This is a genomic window from Mitsuaria sp. BK037 (assembly GCF_014193045.1).
Classification (GTDB): Bacteria; Pseudomonadota; Gammaproteobacteria; order Burkholderiales; family Burkholderiaceae_C; genus Roseateles.
Genome location: NZ_JACHYS010000003.1, coordinates 655007 through 675373, shown reverse-complemented (window position 1 = coordinate 675373; position 20367 = coordinate 655007). Strand labels below are relative to the sequence as shown.

Here is a 20367-nt window from a genome sequence, read left to right as displayed (position 1 = left end):
TGACTCCGATGGCATACCGACTTCCGGCGGCAACGACGATGCAGATGACGAGCGACGATTTCCTGGCCTGGGACTCTGGCGATGGCAGCCGATATGAATTGATCGACGGCCAGCCGGTCGTCATGGAAAGCGCGAGCGAGGGCCATCAGATCGTGGCCTGCAATCTCTATGTCGCGATGCGCCAGCATCTCCACGGCGCGCCCTGCCGGGCCATCCTGTCGCTGGAGGTGCGGTGCGACGACGGCAACTGCCTGGTCCCCGACGTGATGGTGTATTGCGACAAGGACAAGCGCCCGCGCGGCATGGAGGCCTGCCCGCTGATCGTCGAGGTGCTTTCCCGGAGTTCCGCCCGTGACGACAGGACCCGGAAGTTCGCGCGCTACCGCCGGCTGGCCGCGCTGCGCGAGTACCTGGTCGTCGACTGGGAGCAGCGCGCGACGGAAGTCCACCGCCTGGCCATCGACGGCTCCTGGCAGGTGACCCGCTACGCCGGCGGCGAGGTGGTGTACCTGGCCTCGATCGATCTCGCCCTGCCGGGCGACGTCATCTTCGCCGACCTGGAAGCGGCCGCCTGATGGCCGCCGGTCGACTCAGCGCTGCGTGCCGCCGCGACTCTTGGCGATCGACATCAGCATCCCCAGCGACAGCCCCAGCGTCACCATCGCCGTGCCGCCGTACGAGATGAACGGCAGCGGCACGCCGACCACGGGCAGGATGCCGGTCACCATGCCCATGTTCACGAAGACGTAGGTGAAGAAGCTCAGCGTGATCGCCCCGGCGAGCAAGCGGGAGAACAAGGTCGGCGCCTCGTGCGCGATGGCCAGGCCCCGCAGGATCAACGCGGTGAAGCCGAGCAGCAGCCCCAGCGCCCCGATCAAGCCGAATTCCTCGCCATAGGCGGCGAAGATGAAGTCGGTGGTCCGCTCCGGGATGAACTCGAGGTGCGTCTGCGTTCCCTTCATGAAGCCCTTGCCGGTCACGCCGCCCGAACCGATCGCGATCTCGCCCTGGATGATGTGGAAGCCCTTGCCCAGCGGATCCTTGGTCGGGTCCAGCAGCGTGCAGACCCGGTCCTTCTGGTAATCCTTCAGCACCACCCACTTCACGTCGGGCTGGCAGATCTGGTCCTCGCTGAAGACCAGCGCGGTGATGCCCGCACCGGCCAGCACCAGCGCCGGAATGATCAGCTTCCACGACAGCCCGGCGAAGAAGATCACGTACAGGCCCGCGCCCAGCACCAGCAGCGAGGTGCCCAGGTCCGGCTGCTTCGCGATCAGGCCGACCGGCACCACCAGCAGCACGAAGGCGGCGACGAAATCGGGCAGGCGCAGCTGGCCCTCGCGCTTCTGGAACCACCAGGCGAGCATCAGCGGCACCGCGATCTTCAGCATCTCGGAGGGCTGGATCACGACGCCGACGTTCAGCCAGCGCGTCGCGCCCTTCTTGCTGATGCCGAACAGCGCGACCGCCACCAGCAGCGTGACACCAACGGCGTAGAGCGGCAGCGCGAGCTGCATCAAGCGCTGCGGCGGTACCTGCGCGGTCACGAACAGCACGCCCATCGCCAGCACCATGTTCCGCGCGTGATCGACGAAACGCGTGCCATGGTCGTAGCCGGCCGAGTACATGCACATCAGCCCCAGCCCCATCAGCCAGCCCATGGCCAGCAGCAACGGAATGTCGAAACCCTGGAACAGCGGTTTCACGCGCTGCAGCAGGCTGGGTTTGCTGAAGACGGCGCTCATCGTGTGGCTCCCGGGTTGGGGCGCGGCGCGACCGGCGCGAGGCGGCGTTCCGCCGTGGAGCCCGGTATCGCGGCAGGCACGGCCGACGCCGGAGCGGCGGGTCTGGGTGTCGGTCCGGCTGGACCCGAGGCCGCCACCGGCGCGGACGCTGCGGAGGCCGAAGCGTCCGGCGCGCTGGCCGCGGCGCCCGGCAGCGGGATGTCCTCGACGCGGCGCGGCGTGCCGATCGGCGCGCCCACCTGGCCGACCCGCACCTTGGCGATGTCCTCTTCGCTCGGATACGTGCCAGTCAACACGTAATCGAAGACGCGCCGCGCGATCGGCGCCGCGGACTCGGAGCCGAAGCCGGCGTTCTCCACGATCAGCGCCAGCGCGATCGTCGGTGCCTGGTACGGCGCGAAGGAGATGTACAGCGAATGGTCGCGCTTGCGCTCGTCCGCCTTGATGCTGCTGTAGGTCTGGCCGGCGCGCAGGCCCACCGCCTGCGCCGTGCCGGTCTTGCCGGCGCTCTGGTACTGCGCGCCGGCGAACACCATCCGCGAGGTGCCTTCCATCGTCACGTCGTGCATCGCGTTGCGGATCACGTCGACGTCGGCCTTGCGCAGCGCGAGTGGCGACAGCGCGTCGCTCGCGGTGCGCCGCTGCACGTGCTTGACCACGTCTTCGATCTCCCGGACCAGCCGCGGCCGGTAGCGTTCGCCGCCGCTGGCCAGCGTCGACATCGCGGTGGCCAGCTGCAGCATCGTGAAGTTGTTGTAGCCCTGGCCGATGCCCAGCGAGATCGTCTCGCCGGCGTACCACTTCTGCTGCTCGGGCCGCTTGTAGGCGCGGCGCTTCCACTCGGTGCTGGGCAGGATGCCGGTGACCTCGCCCAGCAGATCGATCTCGGTCTTGCGGCCGAAGCCGAAGGGCTCCAGCTGGTCGTGGATCATGTCCACGCCCATCTCGTTGGCCAGCGAGTAGAAGTAGACGTTGGACGAGGTCACGATCGCCAGCCGCATGTCCTTCGGGCCGGCGCGGTCGCCGGTCGCGCTGCCGAAGGTCCGCCCACCGAAGCTGTAGGTCAGGTTGTCCTGCACCACCACGTTGGCCGCGCGCTTGCCGGTGTTGAGCGCCGCCATCGCCATGTAGGGCTTGAAGGTCGACCCCGGCGGATAGGTACCGCGCAGCGCCCGGTTCAGCAGCGGCTTGTCGATGTCCTCGTTGAGCTCCTTCCAGCTGTCGGCGTCGATGCCGTCGACGAACAGGTTGGGATCGAAGGTCGGCTTGGACACGAAGGCCAGCACCTCGCCGTTGCGCGGATCCATCGCCACCAGCGCGCCGCGCCGGTCGCCATAGAGGCGCTCGACCAGCGCCTGCAGCTTGATGTCGATCGACAGGTGCAGCGTGTTGCCCGGCGTCGGCGGGCGGTTGCGCAGCCGGCGCACGGCGCGGCCGCCGGCGCTGGTCTCCATCTCCTCGAAGCCGGTCTGGCCGTGCAGCTCGCGCTCATAGGCCTGCTCCAGGCCCAGCTTGCCGATGTATTCGGTGCCGCGGTAGTTGGCGATGTCCTCTTCGGACCAGTCCTCCATCGCCTTCTTCTCGACCTGGTTGATGCGGCCGATGTAGCCCAGCAGGTGCGCGCCGACATCGCCCAGCGGATAGTTCCGGAACAGCCGCGCCTTGATGTCCACGCCGGGGAAGCGGAAGCGCTGCGCAGCGAAGCGCGCGACCTCGGTGTCGGTCAGCTTGGTGCGGATGGGCAGCGACTCGAAGTTCTTGCTCTCCTCCATCAGCCGCTTGAAGCGGCGACGGTCGCGCGGCTGGATGTCGATGACGGCGGTCAGCGCGTCGATCGTGGCCTCCAGGTCCGGCACCTTGGACGGCGTGATCTCCAGCGTGTAGGCGGAATAGTTGCTCGCCAGCACGACGCCGTTGCGGTCGACGATCAGGCCGCGGTTGGGCACGATCGGCAGCACGGTGACGCGGTTGGTCTCGGCGCGCTCGAGCAGCGAGTCGTGCTGCGTGATCTGCAGGTAGACGAGGCGGGCGACCAGCAGGCCGAAGCAGAACAGCACGAACACCGCCGCGGCGACCAGCCGCAGCCGGAACCGGCTCAGCTCCGCCTGGAGGTTCTTGATGACCGTCATCGCGGGCCCGTCCTCGGCGCGCTCAGAGCGGGCGGTGCGCGTCGGGATCCGGCGCGCGACGCTGGGGCGCGAGCAGCAGCGCCGCGGCGATCGGCCACAGTGCCGCCTGCAGCACCGGCGCCAGCACCAGGCTCCAGCCGGGCCACATGCCGCCGACGACCAGTCGCACGATCACCGCGATCGCGGTGGCCAGCACGAACAGCGGCAGCACGTGGAGCGCCTGCGCGCCGAGCGTGAACCAGAGCAGCCGGCGATGCAGCGCGACCGCGCCGAAGGCCAGCAGGCTGTAGGCCAGCGCATGCTGGCCGAGCAGTGCGCCATGGTGGACATCGATCATCAGGCCGAAGACGAAGGCCCAGCCCACGCCGACACGCCGGGGCTGGTGGACATTCCAGAACACCAGCACGATCGCCAGCACGTCCGGCATCCAGGGCTGGCGACCGACGGGCACCATGTCGATCAGCAGGCCGACGACCAGGCTGAAGGCGATGAACAGGGGATTGGCGGGCAGCAGCAGCTGGCTCGCGCCACGCGGCATGATCATCGGTGGCCTCCCTTGGGCGCGGACGCGGCGCGGCGCGGCCTGGCGCCGGATTCGGCGGCGCTCGCGGCGCTGGCCGCTTCCTGCGCGGCTTCGATGCGGGCGTCCTCCTGGCCCTGCAGCGGCTCCAGCACCAGCACGTGCCGGGCGCTGTCCGGCTGCGCGACCGGCGCCAGGCCGACGCGGGCGAAGCTGGTGTCGCCGCGGCGCTCCACCTCGGCGACCTTCGCCACCGGCAGGCCCGGCGGGTAGAGACCGTCCAGGCCGGAGGTCGCAAGCGCGTCGCCGGGCTTGATGTCGGCGTTGGCGGCGATGAAGCGCAGCTCCATCACGCCGCGTTCGCCGCCGTAGGCGACGCCGCGCTGCTGGGTGCGCGTGTTGAGGACGGGGATGGTGGCTTCGCGGTCGGTCAGCAGCGTGACCTCGGCCGACAGCGGATAGACCCGCGTCACCTGGCCGAGCACGCCCGCGTCGTTGACCACCGGCGCGCCCAGGCGCACGCCGCGGTGGCTGCCGCGGTCGATGACGATGCGGCGCGAGAAGGGATCCGGCGCCTCGTAGAGGACTTCGGCGGCGAGGCCCTTCACCGGCAGCGCTTCGCGCAAGTCGAGCAGCGCGCGAAGACGCGTGTTCTCGGCCTGCAGCTGCGCCGCGCGGCTCAGGATCACCGCCTGCGAGGCCAGTTGCTGGCGTGCCTGGTTCTCGGCCTCGGTGGCCTTTTCCATGCCGCGGGCGTAGTCGCCGGCCTGTTCCCAGGCGTCGACGGGCGCGAGCAGAGCGCGCTGCAGCGGATGCAGCGCGAGCGCGAGGCCGGCCCGTGCGGGTGCGGTCAACTGGAAGCGGGAGTCCGCCACCATGAGGAACACTGCCAGCGCGGCGCAGAAGGCCAGCTTCGTCAGCGCGGACGGGCCTTCACGGAACAGCGGTGGCGGATTGCGATCCAAGGTGCCGAGAGGCATGAAGATCTCAGCAAAGGAGATTCAACGCAAAGCGGCCCGAAGGCCGCATCGATTTACTCGTTCGTGAAGATCGAACCGAGGCGTTCCATGCGCTCCAGGGCCATGCCGCAACCGCGCACGACGCAGGTCAGCGGGTCCTCGGCCACGAGCACCGGCAGGCCGGTTTCCTCGGCCAGCAGGCGGTCCAGGTCGCGCAGCAGCGCGCCGCCGCCGGTCAGCATCATGCCGCGCTCGGCGATGTCGGCGCCCAGTTCCGGCGGGGTCTGCTCCAGCGCGTTCTTCACCGCCGAAACGATCTGGTTGAGCGGATCGGTCAGCGCTTCCAGGATCTCGTTGCTCGAGATCGTGAAGCTGCGCGGCACGCCTTCGCTCAGGTTGCGGCCCTTGACCTCCATCTCCTTGACCTCGGAGCCCGGGAAGGCCGAGCCGATGTTCTTCTTGATCGCTTCCGCGGTCGGCTCGCCGATCAACATGCCGTAGTTGCGGCGGATGTAGTTGATGATGGCCTCGTCGAACTTGTCGCCGCCGACGCGGACCGAGCCCTTGTAGACCATGCCGCCCAGCGAGATCACGCCCACTTCGGTCGTGCCGCCGCCGATGTCGATGACCATCGAGCCCGACGCTTCCGACACCGGCAGGCCGGCGCCGATCGCGGCGGCCATCGGTTCCTCGATCAGGTAGACCTCCGAGGCGCCGGCGCCCAGCGCGGCGTCGCGGATCGCGCGCTTCTCGACCTGCGTGGAGCCGCAGGGGACGCAGATGATGATCCGGGGCGAGGGACGCAGCAGCTTGGTGTCGTGCACCATCTTGATGAACTGCTTGATCATCTGCTCGGTGACCACGAAGTCGGCGATCACGCCGTCCTTCATCGGGCGGATCGCCTCGATGTTGCCGGGCACCTTGCCCAGCATGGCCTTGGCTTCGTGGCCGACGGCCTGGATCGTCTTCTTGCCATTGGGACCGCCTTCATGACGGATGGCGACGACGGACGGTTCGTCCAGCACGACGCCTTTTCCGCGGACATAGATCAGCGTGTTGGCGGTGCCCAGGTCGATGGCGAGGTCGGTGGAGAAGTAGCGGCGCAGTGAGGCGAGCATGTGTGTGGGCAAGGCCAGGACAGGACGCTTCGGCACCTGGAGCCGCCAGTCCATGTCGAACCACACGCAATCGGCGGCATTCGACGGCATCAGGCGGCGTTCGTCTGCGTTCTGTCCGGGCGGCTGCGATTCGGGGCGGTTCTTGTCGGGTAACCGCGCGGACCGGCGGCGTCCGCGCGAGCGAAATTCCTTGCCATAAGCAACGAGGCTGCAGAAGCAGCCCCGGCGCCATGGAGATAAGCGGGGATAATAACTGATCACCCCTTGGTTTGGCCCGTCTGCAAGGCTTCCGTCAGCGTTCGGCGAATGTTTCGCGCGCCCGGCGGACCGCTGGTCCGGACCGGCCCTCGAGCACATTCCCATGGCACTCACCCACGACGATGTCAGCCGGATCGCCAAACTGGCCCGGCTGGAACTTTCCGGCGACGAACAGGCCGCGCTGCTGCCGCAGCTCAACGGCTTCTTCTCGATCGTCGAGCAGATGAGCGCGGTCGACACCAGCGGCGTCGATCCCCTCTACACGCCGCTGTCGGCGGTCCAGGAAGTGGCCCTGCGGCTGCGCGAGGACCGCGTCACCGAAACCGACCAGCGCGCGCTCAACCAGCGCAGCGCTCCCGCCGTCGAGGACGGCCTGTTCCTGGTCCCGAAAGTCATCGAATGACCGCCCCCCTGCATCAACTCGGCGTCGCCGAGCTCGGCCGCGCCTTGCGCGCCAAGACGGTCTCCAGCACCGAACTGACGCAACATCTGCTTGCGCGTGTTGCCGCGGCGAAGGATCTCGGCGCCTTCCTGCACGTGGACCCGGATTACGCCCTCGCCCGCGCCAAGGACGCCGACGCGCGCTTGGCCGCCGGCGAGGCCGGCGCGCTGATCGGCGTGCCGCTGGCGCACAAGGACATCTTCGTCACCCGCGACATGCCGACCACGGCCGGCTCGAAGATGCTGGCCGGCTACCTGAGCCCGTTCGACGCCACCGTGGTCGAGCGGCTCAACGCCGCCGGCACCGTGTCGCTGGGCAAGCTCAACTGCGACGAGTTCGCGATGGGCTCGGCCACCGAGAACAGCGCCTACTTCAAGGCGCTGAACCCCTGGGACCGCACGCGCGTGCCGGGCGGCTCGTCGGGCGGCTCGGCGGTCGCGGTGGCGGCGGGCCTGGTGCCGGCCACGACCGGCACCGACACCGGCGGCTCGATCCGCCAGCCGGCCAGCTTCTCCGGCATCACCGGCATCAAGCCGACCTACGGCGTGTGCTCGCGCTACGGGATGATCGCCTTCGCGTCCAGCCTGGACCAGGCCGGCGTGATGGCGCGCTCCGCCGAGGACTGCGCGCTGCTGCTCTCGGCGATGAGCGGCTTCGACGAGCGCGACGCCACCAGCGTCCAGCAGCCGCCGCAGGACTTCCATGCGCGCATGCTGGCCGCGCGCGAGGGTGCGAGCGCCGCCCAGCCGCTCAAGGGCCTGCGCATCGGCCTGCCCAAGGAGTTCTTCCCGGCCGCCCTCTCGTCCGACGTGAACGGCGCCGTGCGCGCCGGCCTGGCGGAGCTGGAGAAGCTGGGCGCGACGCTGGTCGACGTCTCGCTGCCGCGCACCGAACTGGCCATCCCGGTCTACTACATCATTGCCCCGGCCGAGGCGAGCTCCAACCTCTCGCGCTTCGACGGCGTGAAGTTCGGTCACCGCGCCAAGGACTACGGCAACCTGATCGACATGTACGAGAAGACCCGCGCCGAGGGCTTCGGCGCCGAGGTCAAGCGCCGGATCATGATCGGCAGCTACGTGCTCTCGCATGGCTACTACGACGCCTACTACCTGCAGGCGCAGAAGCTGCGCCGCATGATCGCCGACGACTTCCAGCAGGCCTTCCAGCAGTGCGACCTGATCGCCGGGCCGGTGGCGCCGACGGTGGCCTGGAAGCAAGGCGAAGGCGCGGACGATCCGGTCAAGGTCTACCTGGCCGACATCTTCACGCTGCCGGGCTCGCTGGCCGGCCTGCCCGGCATGAGCGTGCCGGTGGGGCTGGGCGAGGGCGGCATGCCCGTGGGCCTGCAGCTGCTGGGCAACTACTTCCAGGAAGGCACGCTGCTGCACGCCGCCCATGCGCTGCAGCAGGCCACCGACTGGCACCGCCAGACCCCGGCGGGCGTGTAAGGACAACGAGCAAGCGATGAGCAAGAACAGCCAACTGGTGCGGGGCTACGAGGTCGTGATCGGCCTGGAGAACCACGTCCAACTCTCGACCGTCTCGAAGATCTTCAGCGGTTCGTCGACCGCATTCGGCGCGGCGCCCAACACGCAGGCCAGCGCGGTGGACCTGGCGCTGCCGGGCACGCTGCCGGTGCTGAACCGCGGCGCCGTCGAGCGCGCGATCCGCTTCGGCCTGGCGGTCGGCGCGAAGGTGGCGCCGCTGTCCATCTTCGCCCGCAAGAACTACTTCTATCCCGACCTGCCCAAGGGCTACCAGATCAGCCAGTACGAGATCCCCGTCGTGCAGGGCGGCCAGATCGAGTTCTTCGTCGGCGACGAGAAGAAGGTCGTGAAGCTGACGCGCGCCCATCTCGAGGAGGACGCCGGCAAGAGCCTGCACGAGGACTACCACGGCCAGTCGGGCATCGACCTGAACCGCGCCGGCACGCCGCTGCTGGAGATCGTCTCCGAGCCCGAGATGCGCTCCGGCGCCGAAGCCGTCGAGTACGCCAAGACGCTGCACGCGCTGGTGATGTGGCTGGGCATCTGCGACGGCAACATGCAGGAAGGCTCGTTCCGCTGCGACGTCAACGTCTCGGTGCGCAAGCCCGGCGAGCCCTTCGGCACGCGGCGCGAGATCAAGAACCTGAACAGCTTCCGCTATCTCGTCGACGCGGTGAACTACGAGGTCAACTGGCAGATCGACCAGATCGAGGACGGCCTGGAGATCCAGCAGGCGACGGTGCTCTACAACCCGGACACCGGCGAGACCCGCGCGATGCGGACCAAGGAGGATGCGGCCGATTACCGCTACTTCCCGGACCCGGACCTGCCGCCGCTGATGATCGGCGCCGACTGGGTCGAGCGCGTGCGCGGCGAGATGCCAGAGCTGCCGTCGGTGATGGCGGCGCGCTTCCAGGAGGTCGACGGCCTGCCGGCCTACGACGCGACGATGATGACGCAGAGCCTGGCGACGGCCCGCTTCTACGAGGCCGCGCGCGAGGCCTGCGGCGCGCCCAAGCTGGTCGCCAACTGGGTGATGGGCGAGATCTCGCGGCGCCTCAACACCGAGGAGCGCGCCATCGACGACGCCCCGGTGACGCCGGCGCTGCTGGCCGCGCTGATCAAGCGCATCCAGGACGGCACGATCTCCAACAACGCGGCGAAGCAGGTCTTCGAGGCGCTGTGGACCGGCGAAGGCCAGGACGTCGACGCGCTCATCGAAGCCAAGGGCCTCAAGCAGATGAGCGACACCGGCGAGCTCGAGCGCATCCTGGACGAGGTGCTGGCGGCCAACGCCAAGTCGGTCGAGGAATTCCGCGCCGGCAAGGAGAAGGCGTTCAACGCACTGGTCGGCCAGGCGATGAAGGCGACCAAGGGCAAGGCCAATCCGGCCGCCGTGAACGAGCTGCTGAAGAAGAAGCTCGGCGCCTGATCAGGCCCCTGAAAGGCAGAACGCCGGTGGAGCGATCCACCGGCGTTCTTTTTTGGCGTCGACGCTGTCAGCGCCCGCTGGCGGACGGCGCCTGCGGCGCTGCTTTTTCCAGCGAGCCCGGCGCGGCGCCGGCCCACAGCCGCTTCAGGCGGGACAGTTCATCGTCATAGAACTTGTTCACGCGGCCGATCTCGGCTTTCTGGTTCTCGATCGATTCGCGCTGCGCGGCCGCCGCGGCTTCATTGGCCTCGAGCTGATGCTGCAGTTTGAAAGGCACCCGCTTGCCCTTGTAGAACTCGGCCTCGTCCAGCAGCGGCTTGCGCTCGATGGCGAGCGCCTGCAGACGCTTCTCGGACTGCCGCATCGCCTCGCGGACGTCGTCGAGCGCGGCCTCGCGTGCCTTCTGGTGCGCGGCCTGGTCAGCGTAGCGCTGCAGCAGGTTGCGGTCGCGCCGGACCGCGTCCTGCTGCGCGGAGCGCTGCACTTCCTCGGCGCGTCGGCGCTGCTCGGCGGAGGCCTGCTCCTCGGGCGACATCGCCGGCGGCACCATCCGCCGCACCGAGCCATCGGAATTCAACAGGCGCTGCTCGCGCGTCTGGCACTCGGGGATCGGCCGGTCGGAGGTCAGCCGGCGGCCATCGGGCGTCGTGCAGGTGTAGATGGTCGGCGACGACGGCGCCTTGGTCTGTGCCAGGACCGGACCCGCGAGGCCGCCGCCCAGCATCAAGGCGCCAACGAGCGCCGCGGGCGCGGCCGGTCGGGACAGCAGGCGGCGTGAGATGGAAGGACGCATCAGACTCCGTAGCGATCGCGGTAGGCATGGACCGCCGCCGCGTGCGCGGAGACGGCGGTACTGCTGGTCGTCTGCAGATACTGGAGCAGGTCGGACAGCCCTGCAATCGCGACCACCGGCAGCTTCAGCTGGTCGCGCACGTACTGTACCGCCGACCATGGCAGGTCCTGCCCGTTCTCGGCGGCCTTCTCCTGGCGGTCCAGCGCGATCGTCACGCCGCAGGGCGTGGCGCCCGCGGCCTGGATCATCGCGATGGATTCGCGCACCGAGGTGCCGGCCGAGATCACGTCATCGATGATCAGCACCCGGCCCTGCACCTTGGCGCCGACCAGCGTGCCGCCCTCGCCATGGTCCTTGGCTTCCTTGCGGTTGTAGGCGAAGGGCTTGTTGTGGCCCAGGCGCGCCAGCTCGATGGCGACGGCCGCGGCCAGCGTGATGCCCTTGTAGGCGGGGCCGAAGATCATGTCGAAGGCCAGGCCCGAGTCCAGCAGCCGCTGCGCGTAGAACTGGGCCAGGCGGCCGACCTTCAGGCCGTCGTCGAACAGGCCGGCGTTGAAGAAATACGGGCTGAGGCGGCCCGCCTTGGTCTTGAACTCGCCGAAGCGCAGCACGCCGGTGTCCACGGCGAAGGCGACGAATTCCTGGGCCAGGGCGTCCTGGGGAGCGGCGGTGGTCATGGCGGGCGCGACGTCGAGACGTGACAGTGAAAGTGGGGCGGAATTGTAGGACCGGGGTTCTGCGCTGCCCGGGCGCTTCACAGGACACGCTGTCGCTGGAATCCAGGCATACCAAGCAAAAAGAAGGCCCGCTCCGTCGCCGGAGCGGGCCTGCTTCTTGCAAGGCGCGCGGCCGAAGCCGCTGCGCTGCGTCGTTCAGCCGATCAGAAGATCGCCTTGAACTGCACGCCGTAGGTCCGCGGGTCGTTGATGAAGCCCGTGTTGTTGTTGAAGTCGATCGCGCCGGTGATGCGGATCTGGTTCGTGATGTTGCGGACGAAGATCGCCGCCTCGTACTTGCCGTTGTTCCAGATGTAGCCGCCGCGCAGGCCGCCTTCCGTCAGCGCCTTGCCGGTGAACTCCTTGGCCTCGTACAGGAAGAAGTTGACCTTGGAGCGGTAGGCCCAGTCGGTGTAGATGTAGAACTCGTTGCCGGCCGCGGTCGGGAAGGCGTAGCGCGCGGTCAGGTTGGCGACCCACTTGGGCGCGTTCGGCAGCGGATTGCCGTCGATGCTGTAGTTGGTCGTCGAACCGGCCACCAGCGGATCGGTCATCGTGCAACCGCCGCCGCAAGCGGGCAGCGACAGGCTCGGGTCCTTGATCTTGGTGTTGTTCAGGCTGCCGCCGAGGGTGATCAGCAACTGGTCGACCGGCAGCAGTTCCAGATTCAGCTCGACGCCGTTGCCGGTGGCCTTCTTCGCATTCAGCAGGCGGTTGGCGTTGCTCTGACCGCCGACGGCGGTCAGCTGCAGGTCCTTGACGGTGTAGGTGAAGGCGCTGGCCGACAGGCGCGCGCGACGATCCCAGAAGTCCGACTTGACGCCGACTTCATAGGAAGTGACGTTTTCCGGCGTCGCCTGCGATTGGCCGGCGAAACGTGATGCACCTTGTACCGACGAGGCGCGGAAGCCGGTGGCCACGCGGGCGTACAGGTTGGTTTCCTTGGTCAGCGCATAGGTGCCCGAGACGTCCCAGTTCCACTTCTTGTCGGCGGTGTTGGCCGACACGCCGGTGCTGGTGTTCAGGTCGGTGTAGCTGCTGCTGACGTTGACGTCCTTCTTGTCATGCGTGTAGCGCAGGCCGCCACGCAGCGAGAAGTCCTGCGTGACCGCGTAGTTCACCGAGCCGAACGCCGCCCACGCGGTGTTCTTCTGGTAGGTGTCGACGTAGCCGGCGGCCAGGCCGGTCGAGGTCGTGTAGTCGGTGCTGCGGGCGGTATAGCGCTCGTCGAAGAAGTACAGGCCGCCCTGCCAGCGCAGCGGACCCGGCGTGGCGGATTCGACGCGGAACTCCTGCGTGATCTGGCGATGGCCGCTCATCGAGCTGGAGGACTCGGCCGGGAAACCAGCCTGGCCTTCCTGCGTGAACGGCTTGGTGCCGCCGTAGAGATAGCCGCCGTCCACGTCGCCGCGGCTGAACGGGCGCACCGACTCGTAGCCGGTGATCGAGTACAGGTTGATCTGACCCAGGCCCCAGCGCAGGCGGGCGCTGCCACCGGTGGCGTGCAGCGTCTGCTCGTTGACGCCGTCGGTGTAGGACTTCTCGGGATCGAAGCCGTCGACCAGGTCGTTGGTGCCGGGCTTGATGATCGAGGCGCGGAACACGCGCGCGCTGCCCTTCAGGTCGCGGCCGTGGAAGTTGAACAGCGCGCTGAAGTCCTTGTGCGGCTGGTACAGCGCCTGCACGCGCAGGGCGCGGTCGTCGTAGCCCTCGAGCTCGCCGGTCTTGCCGGTCGGGACCTGGTTCTTGACCCAGTCGTCGCGGTGCTGGATCTGCGCCGAGATGCGGGCGGCCCAGTCGCCGGTCAGCGGCACGTTGGCGGCGCCTTCCAGGCTCATCGTGCCGTAGTTGCCGTAGGAGACGTTCAGGTAGCCTTCCTGGCGCTGCGAGGGCTTCACCGAATCGAACTTGACCACGCCGGCCGGCGTGTTGCGGCCGTAGAGCGTGCCCTGCGGACCGGCCACCACTTCGACGGCGGCCAGGTCGAAGGCGGGGAAGCCCTTGAGGATCGGGTTCTCCTGGACCACGTCGTCATAGACCAGCGAGACCGGCTGCGATGCGTTCAGGCGGAAGTCGGTGTTGCCGTAGCCGCGGATGTAGAAGCGCGGGAAGGCGCGGCCGAACGAGGATTCGATGTTCAGGCTGGGCACGCGGCCCGACAGGAAACGCACGTCCTGACCGCCGGAGTTCAGCACGTCCAGCTTCTCGCCCGAGATCTTGCTGACCGCGTTCGGCACTTCCTTGATGTTCTCGACCCGGCGCTCGGCGGTGATGGTCACCGTCTCCAGCTGGCCCTTCTCCTTGGCCGGCGCGTCGGTGGCGTCCTGGGCCAGCGCGGGCCAGGCGAGCAGGGCCAGCGACACGGCCGCGGCGGCCTCGCGCAGGGCCGGGACGGCAGCGCGCTGGGTGGCGAATCGATTCATGGATGGAACTCCGGGGGAAGGATGGGGAAACCGGGGGGAGGCCGGCGGTGTCCCGAGGGGTGCTCCGGGTTCACAGCTGGCAAAAATGTGGGTGCGGGGTAGCGCGGTGGACGCGAATCTAGCAAGTTCGTCATAAACACGTCACCCCACGCACCTCGGTGGTGCGTTTTCTGTTGTCCAAACACTGCACCCGCTCGCGTGTCGCCCGAATGGGCGTGGACGGCGCACGCTCACCGCGCCATGTGGTGCGGGCCCGAACCTCGTGAACGTGTGGGGCGGCTGCTGTCATCTTTGGCAGGGGGCTTTGCGATACTGCCGCCCTCTTCCAGGGGCCCCCTCCATGCGCTTCATCACCCTCAACCTCAATGGCATCCGCTCCGCCGCCACCAAGGGCGTGTTCGACTGGCTGCCGCCGCAGCAGGCCGACGTGGTCGGCGTCCAGGAACTGAAGGCGCAAGCCGACGTCGTCGAGTCGCAGTTCGCCGGCTACGACACCCTCAGCGGCCACTTCCATTACGCCCAGAAGAAGGGCTACTCCGGGGTGGGCCTCTACACGAAGGAAACGCCCAGCGACGTCATCGTCGGCTTCGGCAGTTCGGAGTTCGACCTGGAAGGCCGCTGGGTCGAGAAGCGCTTCGACAAGCCCGGCCGCAAGCTGAGCCTCATCAGCTGCTATTTCCCGAGCGGCTCCAGCGGCGAGGAACGCCAGGCCGCGAAGTTCCGCTTCCTCGCGGAGATGTACCCCTACCTGATGGCGCTGCGCGCCGAGCGCGAGTTCATCCTGGTGGCCGACGTCAACATCGCCCACAAGGAGATCGACCTCAAGAACTGGAAGGGCAACCAGAAGAACAGCGGCTTCCTGCCCGAGGAACGGGCCTGGATGACCAAGCTGCTCGAGCAGGACGTCGGGCTGGTGGACGTCTTCCGCGTGCTCAACGACAAGCCCGACCAATACACGTGGTGGAGCAACCGCGGCCAGGCCTGGGCGAAGAATGTGGGCTGGCGCCTGGACTACCACCTCGCCACGCCCGGCATGGCCCACCTGGCCACCCGCGAGGCCATCTACCTCGACCAGCGCTTCAGCGACCACGCGCCGCTGACGATCGATTACGACTTCAAGATCTGAAGCTCACCGATCCGGGTGTCAATCCACTTTGGCGCCCGAGACCTTCACCACCTTGGCCCACTTGGCGGTCTCGCTCGCGATGAGCGCGGCGAACTCCGCGCTGGTGCCGCCGCCCGGCACCGCGCCCTGCGACGCCAGGCGCTCCCGGATCGCCGGCGTCGCCAGCGCCTTCGCGGCTTCACGCTGCACCCGCGCGACCTGATCCGCCGGCTGCGCCACCGGCGCCAGCAACCCGAACCAGGACGAGGCCTCGAAGGCCTTGAGCTCCGGCACGCCGCTCTCCGCGATCGTGGGCAGCTCGGGCAGCGCCTCGCTGCGGCGCGCGCTCGTGACCGCGAGCGCCTTGAGCTTGCCCGACCGGATGTGCGGCAACGCCGAAGGCAGGTTGTCGAACATCAGGTCCATGTTCCCGCCCATCAGGTCCAGCAGCGCCGGTCCCGAGCCGCGATACGGGAAATGGATCATGTAGGTGGCCGTCAGGCTCTTGAACAGCTCACCCGCCAGGTGGATCGACGTGCCGTTGCCGCTCGAGCACATGTTGAGCTTGCCCGGCTGAGCCCTGGCCACGCGCACCAGGTCGGCGACGCTCTGGATGCCGTACTTCTGCGCGTTGGCCGGATTCAGCACCAGCACATTGGGCACCGCGGCGACCAGCGTGACCGGCGCGAAGTCCTTGACCGGGTCGAAGGGCATCTTGGGATAGAGCGAGGCATTGATCGCGTGCGTGCCCACGGTGCCCATCAGCAGCGTGTGCCCGTCGGTCGCATGCGCCACCTCGGCCGAGCCGGTGTTGCCGCCCGCGCCGGGTTTGTTCTCGACGATCACCGGCTGGCCCAGCGCCTTCTGCAGCTCGGGCGCCATCGCGCGGGCCAGCAGGTCGGTGGTGCCGGCCGGCGGGAAGGGCACGACGATGCGCAGCGGCCGCACAGGCCAGCCCTGCTGGGCGCGGGCCAGGCCCGGCAGACAGGCCGCGGAGGACAGCGCGAGCAACGCGCGACGGTTCAGGCTCATGGAACGTCTCCTCGTGGTGATCTCGATGCGGGTCGTCGGCGGCGATGCGATCGTGATGCGGCGGGGATGTCCGTCCCGCCCGGCTAGTCCGCCGACTCCACCGACGCCGTCGAATCCGGCAACCCGGGCGGCTCCGGACCGAGGAGGGTCTGCAGCTGCACCCGCTCGGAGCTGCAGGCGGCATCGAAGTCGGCCTCGATCTGGATCAGCGCCTGCGCGTCGCCGGCCTCGACGGTCACGATGCCGCGCGCGCGATTGCGGCCCTGCGACTTGGCCGTGTAGAGCGCCATGTCCGCCCAGTTGACGGCCTGTTCCCAATGCAGGGCGAGCTGGGCCGGCGGCAGCGGGAAATGCGCGAAGCCGATCGAGCAGGTCACCCGCAGCGCGCCGGCCGCGGTCTGCACCGGCTGCTCGCCGACGATGAAGAGGATGCGCTCGGCCAGCAGCTGCAACTGGTCCGGCGCCACGTTGCGGGCGAAGACCAGGAACTCCTCGCCGCCCCAGCGCACCACCAGGTCCTCCGCCCGCACCGCCTGCGCGATGCGCCGCGAGACCTCGACGATCACCGCGTCGCCGGCCGCGTGGCCGTGGCGGTCGTTGACATGCTTGAAGTGATCGATGTCGATCATCAGCAGCGCGCCGGTGAACACGTCCTTGGCATGGCGGTCCATGACCGCGAGGAAGTGGCGCCGGTTGGCCAGGTCCGTCAGCGGGTCGCGCTCGCTCTGGGCGCGCAGCAGGCTCTGGTTGGCCTTGAGCCTGCGGTTGGCCTCGCGCACGCGCGCCAGCATCACGCCCATCAGGATCAGCGACAGCCCCAGCAGCGCCGCCAGCCCGACGCCGACGTACTGCGCCAGCCGCCGGTTGCCGAGCTCGCGGTCCTTGAGCGTCTGCTCGCGGCGCAGCAGCTCCAGGTCGCGCTGCCTGGCCTCGCTGTCGTACTTGAGCCGCAGCTGCTGCAGCGCGGAGTCGCGGTTGCGCCGGGCCGTCTCCGCGCTCAGCGCGCGCTCCTCGTGATAGAGCCGCAGCGCCTCCTTCCACTGCCCGACCTTGGCGTAGGCCTCGCCGAGCTCGCGCAGCTGCAGCGCGCGGCGCACCGGATCGAAGTCGCCCTGCGCCAGCTCGAGCACCCGAGCGACCTCGCGCCGCGCCGGCTCGAACTGGCGCTGCAGCACCAGCGCGACCGACAGGTTGTGGCGCAGCGTGCGCTCGACCGTCTGGTCGTTGTAGGACTGCACCACCGGCAGCGCCAGCCGCGCCAGCTGCACCGCCTTGGCGGCCTGGTCGGTGTGGATGTAGGCGTCGAGCAGGTTGTTCTGCAGCAGCGCGACGTCGCGCCGTCCGCCCGACTGCTGGGCCAGCCGCAGCGCATCCTCGAGCGCCGCCAGCTGCTGGTTGCGATCGCCGCGTCGCGACGCGACCATGGACTCGACCATCTTCGCCCGGCTCATCGCGGACGCATCGCCCTGCGCCATCTGCCAGGCCTGCGTCATCCACTGCTGCGCGGCCGCGGTCTCGTCGCGGACCTGGCTGTTCACCGCGAGCGAGCCCATCATCGCGCCGGTCGCGATGTGGTCCTGCAGCGCCTGGGCCAGCGCCAGCGCGCGGCGCAGCGAGGTGTCGGCGAAGGCGTACTCGCCCCGCGCGCCCTGCGCGCGCGCGATCAGCCGCAGGGCCTGCAGCGCGACGCGCGCGTCGCAGTTGGGCGGCACCGCCTGCGCCGCCTGCGACGGGCAGGGCGGCGACAGGGCCTCGAGCGCCTGCCGCGCCATGTCGCCCGAGCGGCCGGTCTGGCCCTGGCGGTCCTGCAGCTCGGCCAGCAGCATGCGCGCCAGTGGCTGGCCGCCGGGCCGCTGCTCCAGGTCCGCCGCGATGCGGCGCACCGTCTCCGGATGCCCGGCGTAGACGGCGTTGCGGCCGAGCGCGTAGTCGAGGTGCAGGCGTTGACCGGCGTGCGCCGGGTCCGCCGCCAGCGCGCGCAGCTGCTGGGCGGCCTTCTCCGGCTCGTTGTAGCCGTAGCGGTCCAGTTGCACGAGCTGCGCGTCCAGCGCACGGTCGGGGATCGCCGCCCACGCGGCCGCGCCGCTCAGCAGCATGGCCAGCAGCGTGGCCTTCACGACGGCGGCGAGCGGCCGGATCATGCGCGCCCCTCCTGCACCGGGCCGAGCAGGCTGACCAGCTGCACCTGGCCCTGGTGCCAGGCGGCCTCGATGCGGCCGGCCAGGGCCAGCAGCTGGTCGCGGTCGCGGGCCTGCATCGCCGCCACGCCGTAGGCCTTGTTGCGGCCATGCGCCTTGGCCATGTACATCACGGTGTCGACAAGGTCGATCGCCCGCTCCCATTCGAGCGTCAGGTCCTGCGGCGCCATCGGGAAGCTGGCGAAGCCGATCGACGCGCTGATCGGGATGCGTAGCGGCCCGTGGTCGACCGGCTGCCCGCCGATCTGGTCGAGCAGGCGCTGGCCGAGCTGGCGCGCATCCTCGGTGGCCTCGGAGTTCACCAGGATCAGGAACTCCTCGCCGCCCCAGCGCACGACCAGGTCCTGCTCACGCAGCACGCTGCTCAGGCGCCGCGCGACCTCGACCAGCACGGTGTCGCCGGCCGCATGGCCCCACTGGTCGTTGATGCGCTTGAAGTGGTCGATGTCGATCAGGAACAGGCTGCCGCGCAGGCCGCCTTCGCGCGTGCGCTGCGCGATGGCCTGCTGGAAATGGCGCCGGTTCGCGAGGCCGGTCAGCGGGTCGCGCTCGCTCTGCACGCGCAGCGATTCGTTGGTCTGCGCGAGCGCGGCGTTGGTGCGCCGGATGCGCCGGTAGGCCAGCGCCAGCAAGGCGCCCGAGAGCAGCACGCAGCCACCGACCTCCGCCCAGAGCTTGAGCTGCAGGTCGCGGGTGCGGATCTGCTCGGCCTTGAGGCTGTTGTCCTGGTTGAGCAGCCGGATCTCGCGCTGGCGCTGCTGGTCCTCGAAGCGCGCCTGCGCCTCGAGCACCGCCTTGCGGGTCTCGTCGCGCAGCACCGCGTCGAACTCCTTGCGCGCGCGGTGGTAGGCGTCGACCGCGCCGGGCAGGTCGTCGACCTTCTCCAGGTAGCCGCCCAGCTCCAGCCAGGCCTCGGCGGTGTAGCTGCCGGCCTCGCGCTGCGCATCCATCGTGATGGCCTGCAGCACGTCGCGCTTGCCCTCTTCCAGCCGCTTCAGCCCGATCTTGGCGATGCCCATGTTGTGGCGCGCCAGGATCTCGGTCGAGATCTCGCCGCCCTCATGCGCCAGCGCCAGGCTTTGCGTCGACAGCTCCAGCGCCCGGGCGTAGTTGCCGCTGCGCAGCTCGTAGTCGGCCAGGTTGCCCAGCGCCAGCGCCTGCAGGCCGGGCGCCTGCGCCTCGCGGGCGTACTGCAGCGCCTGCTCGCGGGCCTGCTGGCTCAGGCGCGGGTCCTCGTCCTGCGAGTGGACGATGCCCAGGATGGTGTAGACCGAGTACATCAGCACCGGATCCGGGTCCTGCTGCGCCGTCTCGAGCGCCTCGCGCGCGGCACGCAGGGCATGGTCGAACTGCTGACTGCGGAAGTAGTTGAAGGCGAGCGTGGCGTCGTTGGTGGCGGCCCGCCAGCGCGAGCCCATCGCGCGCGCCTGCTCCAGCGCCTTCAGGCCGCTTTCGACCGCCGCGTCGACCTCGCCGTAGTCCCCCTGCATGTAGGCGCGCAGCTCGGTCGCGCGCCACAGCATCCGGCGGTCGGCCTGGGCCGCGTCCATGTCGGCGAGGCCGCCCAGCAGGCGCACGCCGGCGCCCAGTTCGCCATTGGCCTTGAGCCATTGCGCCCGCGCCAGCATCAGGGCCAGCGGAATCTGCGCGCGCACCGGCGAGCTCTCCGGCCAGGCCTTCAGCGCTTCCACCGCGGCCTCGTGGCCGCTGCGGTCCCGCAGCTGGGCGAGCAGCGCGGCGCGCTGGCTCAGGGCTTCCAGCCGCTCGGCGCTGCCCGGCGCGGCACGGGATTCGATCGCCTGCAGCTCGCGCAGGTGCTCGCGCGGGTGCGCCGAGGCGATGCGTTCCTGCTGCTCGAGCTCGGCCTGCAGCGCCCGGTCCTGGACGCCGGTGGCGGAGGCCGCCGCGTCGCGGGTGTCGACGCCGCCCTGCGGCCCACAGCCGCTCAGCAGCGGCATCGCCAGGCTCAAGGCGAGCGCCAGGAGCGCGGCGGCCCATTCTGGCGCGCGC

The 20367-nt window shown here is 69.4% G+C and carries 16 protein-coding genes; 5 read left to right on the top strand and 11 right to left on the bottom strand.

The window, feature by feature from the left end:
• Positions 1-8: 8 nt before the first annotated feature.
• Positions 9-575 (top strand): Uma2 family endonuclease, encoded by a 567-nt coding sequence (locus FHT37_RS19760; protein WP_183483819.1) that lies wholly within the window; start codon positions 9-11, stop codon positions 573-575.
• Between the two features lie 15 nt (positions 576-590).
• Here the strand turns inward: FHT37_RS19760 and rodA are convergent, their stop codons facing one another.
• Genes rodA through FHT37_RS19735 form a run of 5 tightly spaced genes read right to left on the bottom strand, consistent with a single transcriptional unit; the run spans position 591 to position 6471 of the window.
• Positions 591-1745 carry a rod shape-determining protein RodA gene (gene rodA, locus FHT37_RS19755; RefSeq protein ID WP_091730263.1) on the bottom strand — a complete coding sequence of 385 codons (1155 nt, stop codon included), beginning with the start codon at positions 1743-1745 and terminating at the stop codon, positions 591-593.
• On the bottom strand, positions 1742-3874 hold the full coding sequence (gene mrdA / locus FHT37_RS19750; protein WP_183483817.1) for a penicillin-binding protein 2: 2133 nt from the start codon (positions 3872-3874) through the stop codon (positions 1742-1744). The genes rodA and mrdA overlap by 4 nt, the downstream gene beginning before the upstream one ends.
• Positions 3875-3896: 22 nt before the next feature.
• Positions 3897-4418, bottom strand: coding sequence for a rod shape-determining protein MreD (gene mreD, locus FHT37_RS19745; RefSeq protein ID WP_091730257.1), 522 nt, complete (start codon positions 4416-4418; stop codon positions 3897-3899).
• Positions 4415-5374 (bottom strand): rod shape-determining protein MreC, encoded by a 960-nt coding sequence (gene mreC / locus FHT37_RS19740; protein ID WP_183483815.1) that lies wholly within the window; start codon positions 5372-5374, stop codon positions 4415-4417. The genes mreD and mreC overlap by 4 nt, the downstream gene beginning before the upstream one ends.
• A 53-nt stretch (positions 5375-5427) precedes the next feature.
• A complete protein-coding gene (locus FHT37_RS19735; protein ID WP_091731851.1) occupies positions 5428-6471 on the bottom strand; it encodes a rod shape-determining protein in 1044 nt (347 codons plus the stop codon).
• 361 nt (positions 6472-6832) lie between these two features.
• Between FHT37_RS19735 and gatC the strand changes: the two genes are divergently transcribed.
• The 3 genes from gatC to gatB are packed head-to-tail and all read left to right on the top strand — an operon-like array spanning position 6833 to position 10090.
• Positions 6833-7132, top strand: a complete 300-nt coding sequence (gatC, locus tag FHT37_RS19730; RefSeq protein ID WP_091730250.1) for an Asp-tRNA(Asn)/Glu-tRNA(Gln) amidotransferase subunit GatC — start codon at positions 6833-6835, stop codon at positions 7130-7132.
• On the top strand, positions 7129-8619 hold the full coding sequence (gene gatA, locus FHT37_RS19725; RefSeq protein WP_183483812.1) for an Asp-tRNA(Asn)/Glu-tRNA(Gln) amidotransferase subunit GatA: 1491 nt from the start codon (positions 7129-7131) through the stop codon (positions 8617-8619). The genes gatC and gatA overlap by 4 nt, the downstream gene beginning before the upstream one ends.
• A 16-nt stretch (positions 8620-8635) precedes the next feature.
• Positions 8636-10090, top strand: a complete 1455-nt coding sequence (gatB, locus tag FHT37_RS19720; RefSeq protein WP_091730242.1) for an Asp-tRNA(Asn)/Glu-tRNA(Gln) amidotransferase subunit GatB — start codon at positions 8636-8638, stop codon at positions 10088-10090.
• Positions 10091-10157: 67 nt separating this feature from the next.
• On the opposite strand, the gene FHT37_RS19715 is transcribed toward gatB, so the two are convergent.
• The 3 genes from FHT37_RS19715 to FHT37_RS19705 form a co-directional block, all read right to left on the bottom strand.
• On the bottom strand, positions 10158-10883 hold the full coding sequence (locus FHT37_RS19715; protein WP_091730238.1) for a hypothetical protein: 726 nt from the start codon (positions 10881-10883) through the stop codon (positions 10158-10160).
• Positions 10883-11560, bottom strand: coding sequence for an orotate phosphoribosyltransferase (gene pyrE / locus FHT37_RS19710; protein WP_091730233.1), 678 nt, complete (start codon positions 11558-11560; stop codon positions 10883-10885). The genes FHT37_RS19715 and pyrE overlap by 1 nt, the downstream gene beginning before the upstream one ends.
• A gap of 203 nt (positions 11561-11763) precedes the next feature.
• A complete protein-coding gene (locus tag FHT37_RS19705; protein WP_183483811.1) occupies positions 11764-14022 on the bottom strand; it encodes a TonB-dependent receptor in 2259 nt (752 codons plus the stop codon).
• 340 nt (positions 14023-14362) lie between these two features.
• Between FHT37_RS19705 and FHT37_RS19700 the strand changes: the two genes are divergently transcribed.
• A complete protein-coding gene (locus tag FHT37_RS19700; RefSeq protein WP_091730225.1) occupies positions 14363-15148 on the top strand; it encodes an exodeoxyribonuclease III in 786 nt (261 codons plus the stop codon).
• 18 nt (positions 15149-15166) lie between these two features.
• Here the strand turns inward: FHT37_RS19700 and FHT37_RS19695 are convergent, their stop codons facing one another.
• The 3 genes from FHT37_RS19695 to FHT37_RS19685 form a co-directional block, all read right to left on the bottom strand.
• Positions 15167-16159 carry a tripartite tricarboxylate transporter substrate binding protein gene (locus tag FHT37_RS19695; protein WP_183483809.1) on the bottom strand — a complete coding sequence of 331 codons (993 nt, stop codon included), beginning with the start codon at positions 16157-16159 and terminating at the stop codon, positions 15167-15169.
• An 83-nt stretch (positions 16160-16242) separates the two neighbouring features.
• Positions 16243-18300: a diguanylate cyclase gene (locus tag FHT37_RS19690; RefSeq protein WP_183483807.1), complete on the bottom strand. Its 2058-nt coding sequence runs from the start codon at positions 18298-18300 to the stop codon at positions 16243-16245.
• Entirely contained in the window at positions 18297-20315 is a 2019-nt protein-coding gene (locus FHT37_RS19685; protein WP_221211167.1) for a GGDEF domain-containing protein, read from the bottom strand. The genes FHT37_RS19690 and FHT37_RS19685 overlap by 4 nt, the downstream gene beginning before the upstream one ends.
• Positions 20316-20367: the final 52 nt, after the last annotated feature.

What these genes read in the sequence shown, in the direction of transcription:
- FHT37_RS19760 (WP_183483819.1), top strand. Translation starts at nt 9, where the DNA reads ATGGCATACCGACTTCCGGCGGCAACGACGATGCAGATGACGAGCGAC.
- rodA (WP_091730263.1), bottom strand. Translation starts at nt 1,745, where the DNA reads ATGAGCGCCGTCTTCAGCAAACCCAGCCTGCTGCAGCGCGTGAAACCG.
- mrdA (WP_183483817.1), bottom strand. Translation starts at nt 3,874, where the DNA reads ATGACGGTCATCAAGAACCTCCAGGCGGAGCTGAGCCGGTTCCGGCTG.
- mreD (WP_091730257.1), bottom strand. Translation starts at nt 4,418, where the DNA reads ATGATCATGCCGCGTGGCGCGAGCCAGCTGCTGCTGCCCGCCAATCCC.
- mreC (WP_183483815.1), bottom strand. Translation starts at nt 5,374, where the DNA reads ATGCCTCTCGGCACCTTGGATCGCAATCCGCCACCGCTGTTCCGTGAA.
- FHT37_RS19735 (WP_091731851.1), bottom strand. Translation starts at nt 6,471, where the DNA reads ATGCTCGCCTCACTGCGCCGCTACTTCTCCACCGACCTCGCCATCGAC.
- gatC (WP_091730250.1), top strand. Translation starts at nt 6,833, where the DNA reads ATGGCACTCACCCACGACGATGTCAGCCGGATCGCCAAACTGGCCCGG.
- gatA (WP_183483812.1), top strand. Translation starts at nt 7,129, where the DNA reads ATGACCGCCCCCCTGCATCAACTCGGCGTCGCCGAGCTCGGCCGCGCC.
- gatB (WP_091730242.1), top strand. Translation starts at nt 8,636, where the DNA reads ATGAGCAAGAACAGCCAACTGGTGCGGGGCTACGAGGTCGTGATCGGC.
- FHT37_RS19715 (WP_091730238.1), bottom strand. Translation starts at nt 10,883, where the DNA reads ATGCGTCCTTCCATCTCACGCCGCCTGCTGTCCCGACCGGCCGCGCCC.
- pyrE (WP_091730233.1), bottom strand. Translation starts at nt 11,560, where the DNA reads ATGACCACCGCCGCTCCCCAGGACGCCCTGGCCCAGGAATTCGTCGCC.
- FHT37_RS19705 (WP_183483811.1), bottom strand. Translation starts at nt 14,022, where the DNA reads ATGAATCGATTCGCCACCCAGCGCGCTGCCGTCCCGGCCCTGCGCGAG.
- FHT37_RS19700 (WP_091730225.1), top strand. Translation starts at nt 14,363, where the DNA reads ATGCGCTTCATCACCCTCAACCTCAATGGCATCCGCTCCGCCGCCACC.
- FHT37_RS19695 (WP_183483809.1), bottom strand. Translation starts at nt 16,159, where the DNA reads ATGAGCCTGAACCGTCGCGCGTTGCTCGCGCTGTCCTCCGCGGCCTGT.
- FHT37_RS19690 (WP_183483807.1), bottom strand. Translation starts at nt 18,300, where the DNA reads ATGATCCGGCCGCTCGCCGCCGTCGTGAAGGCCACGCTGCTGGCCATG.
- FHT37_RS19685 (WP_221211167.1), bottom strand. Translation starts at nt 20,315, where the DNA reads ATGCCGCTGCTGAGCGGCTGTGGGCCGCAGGGCGGCGTCGACACCCGC.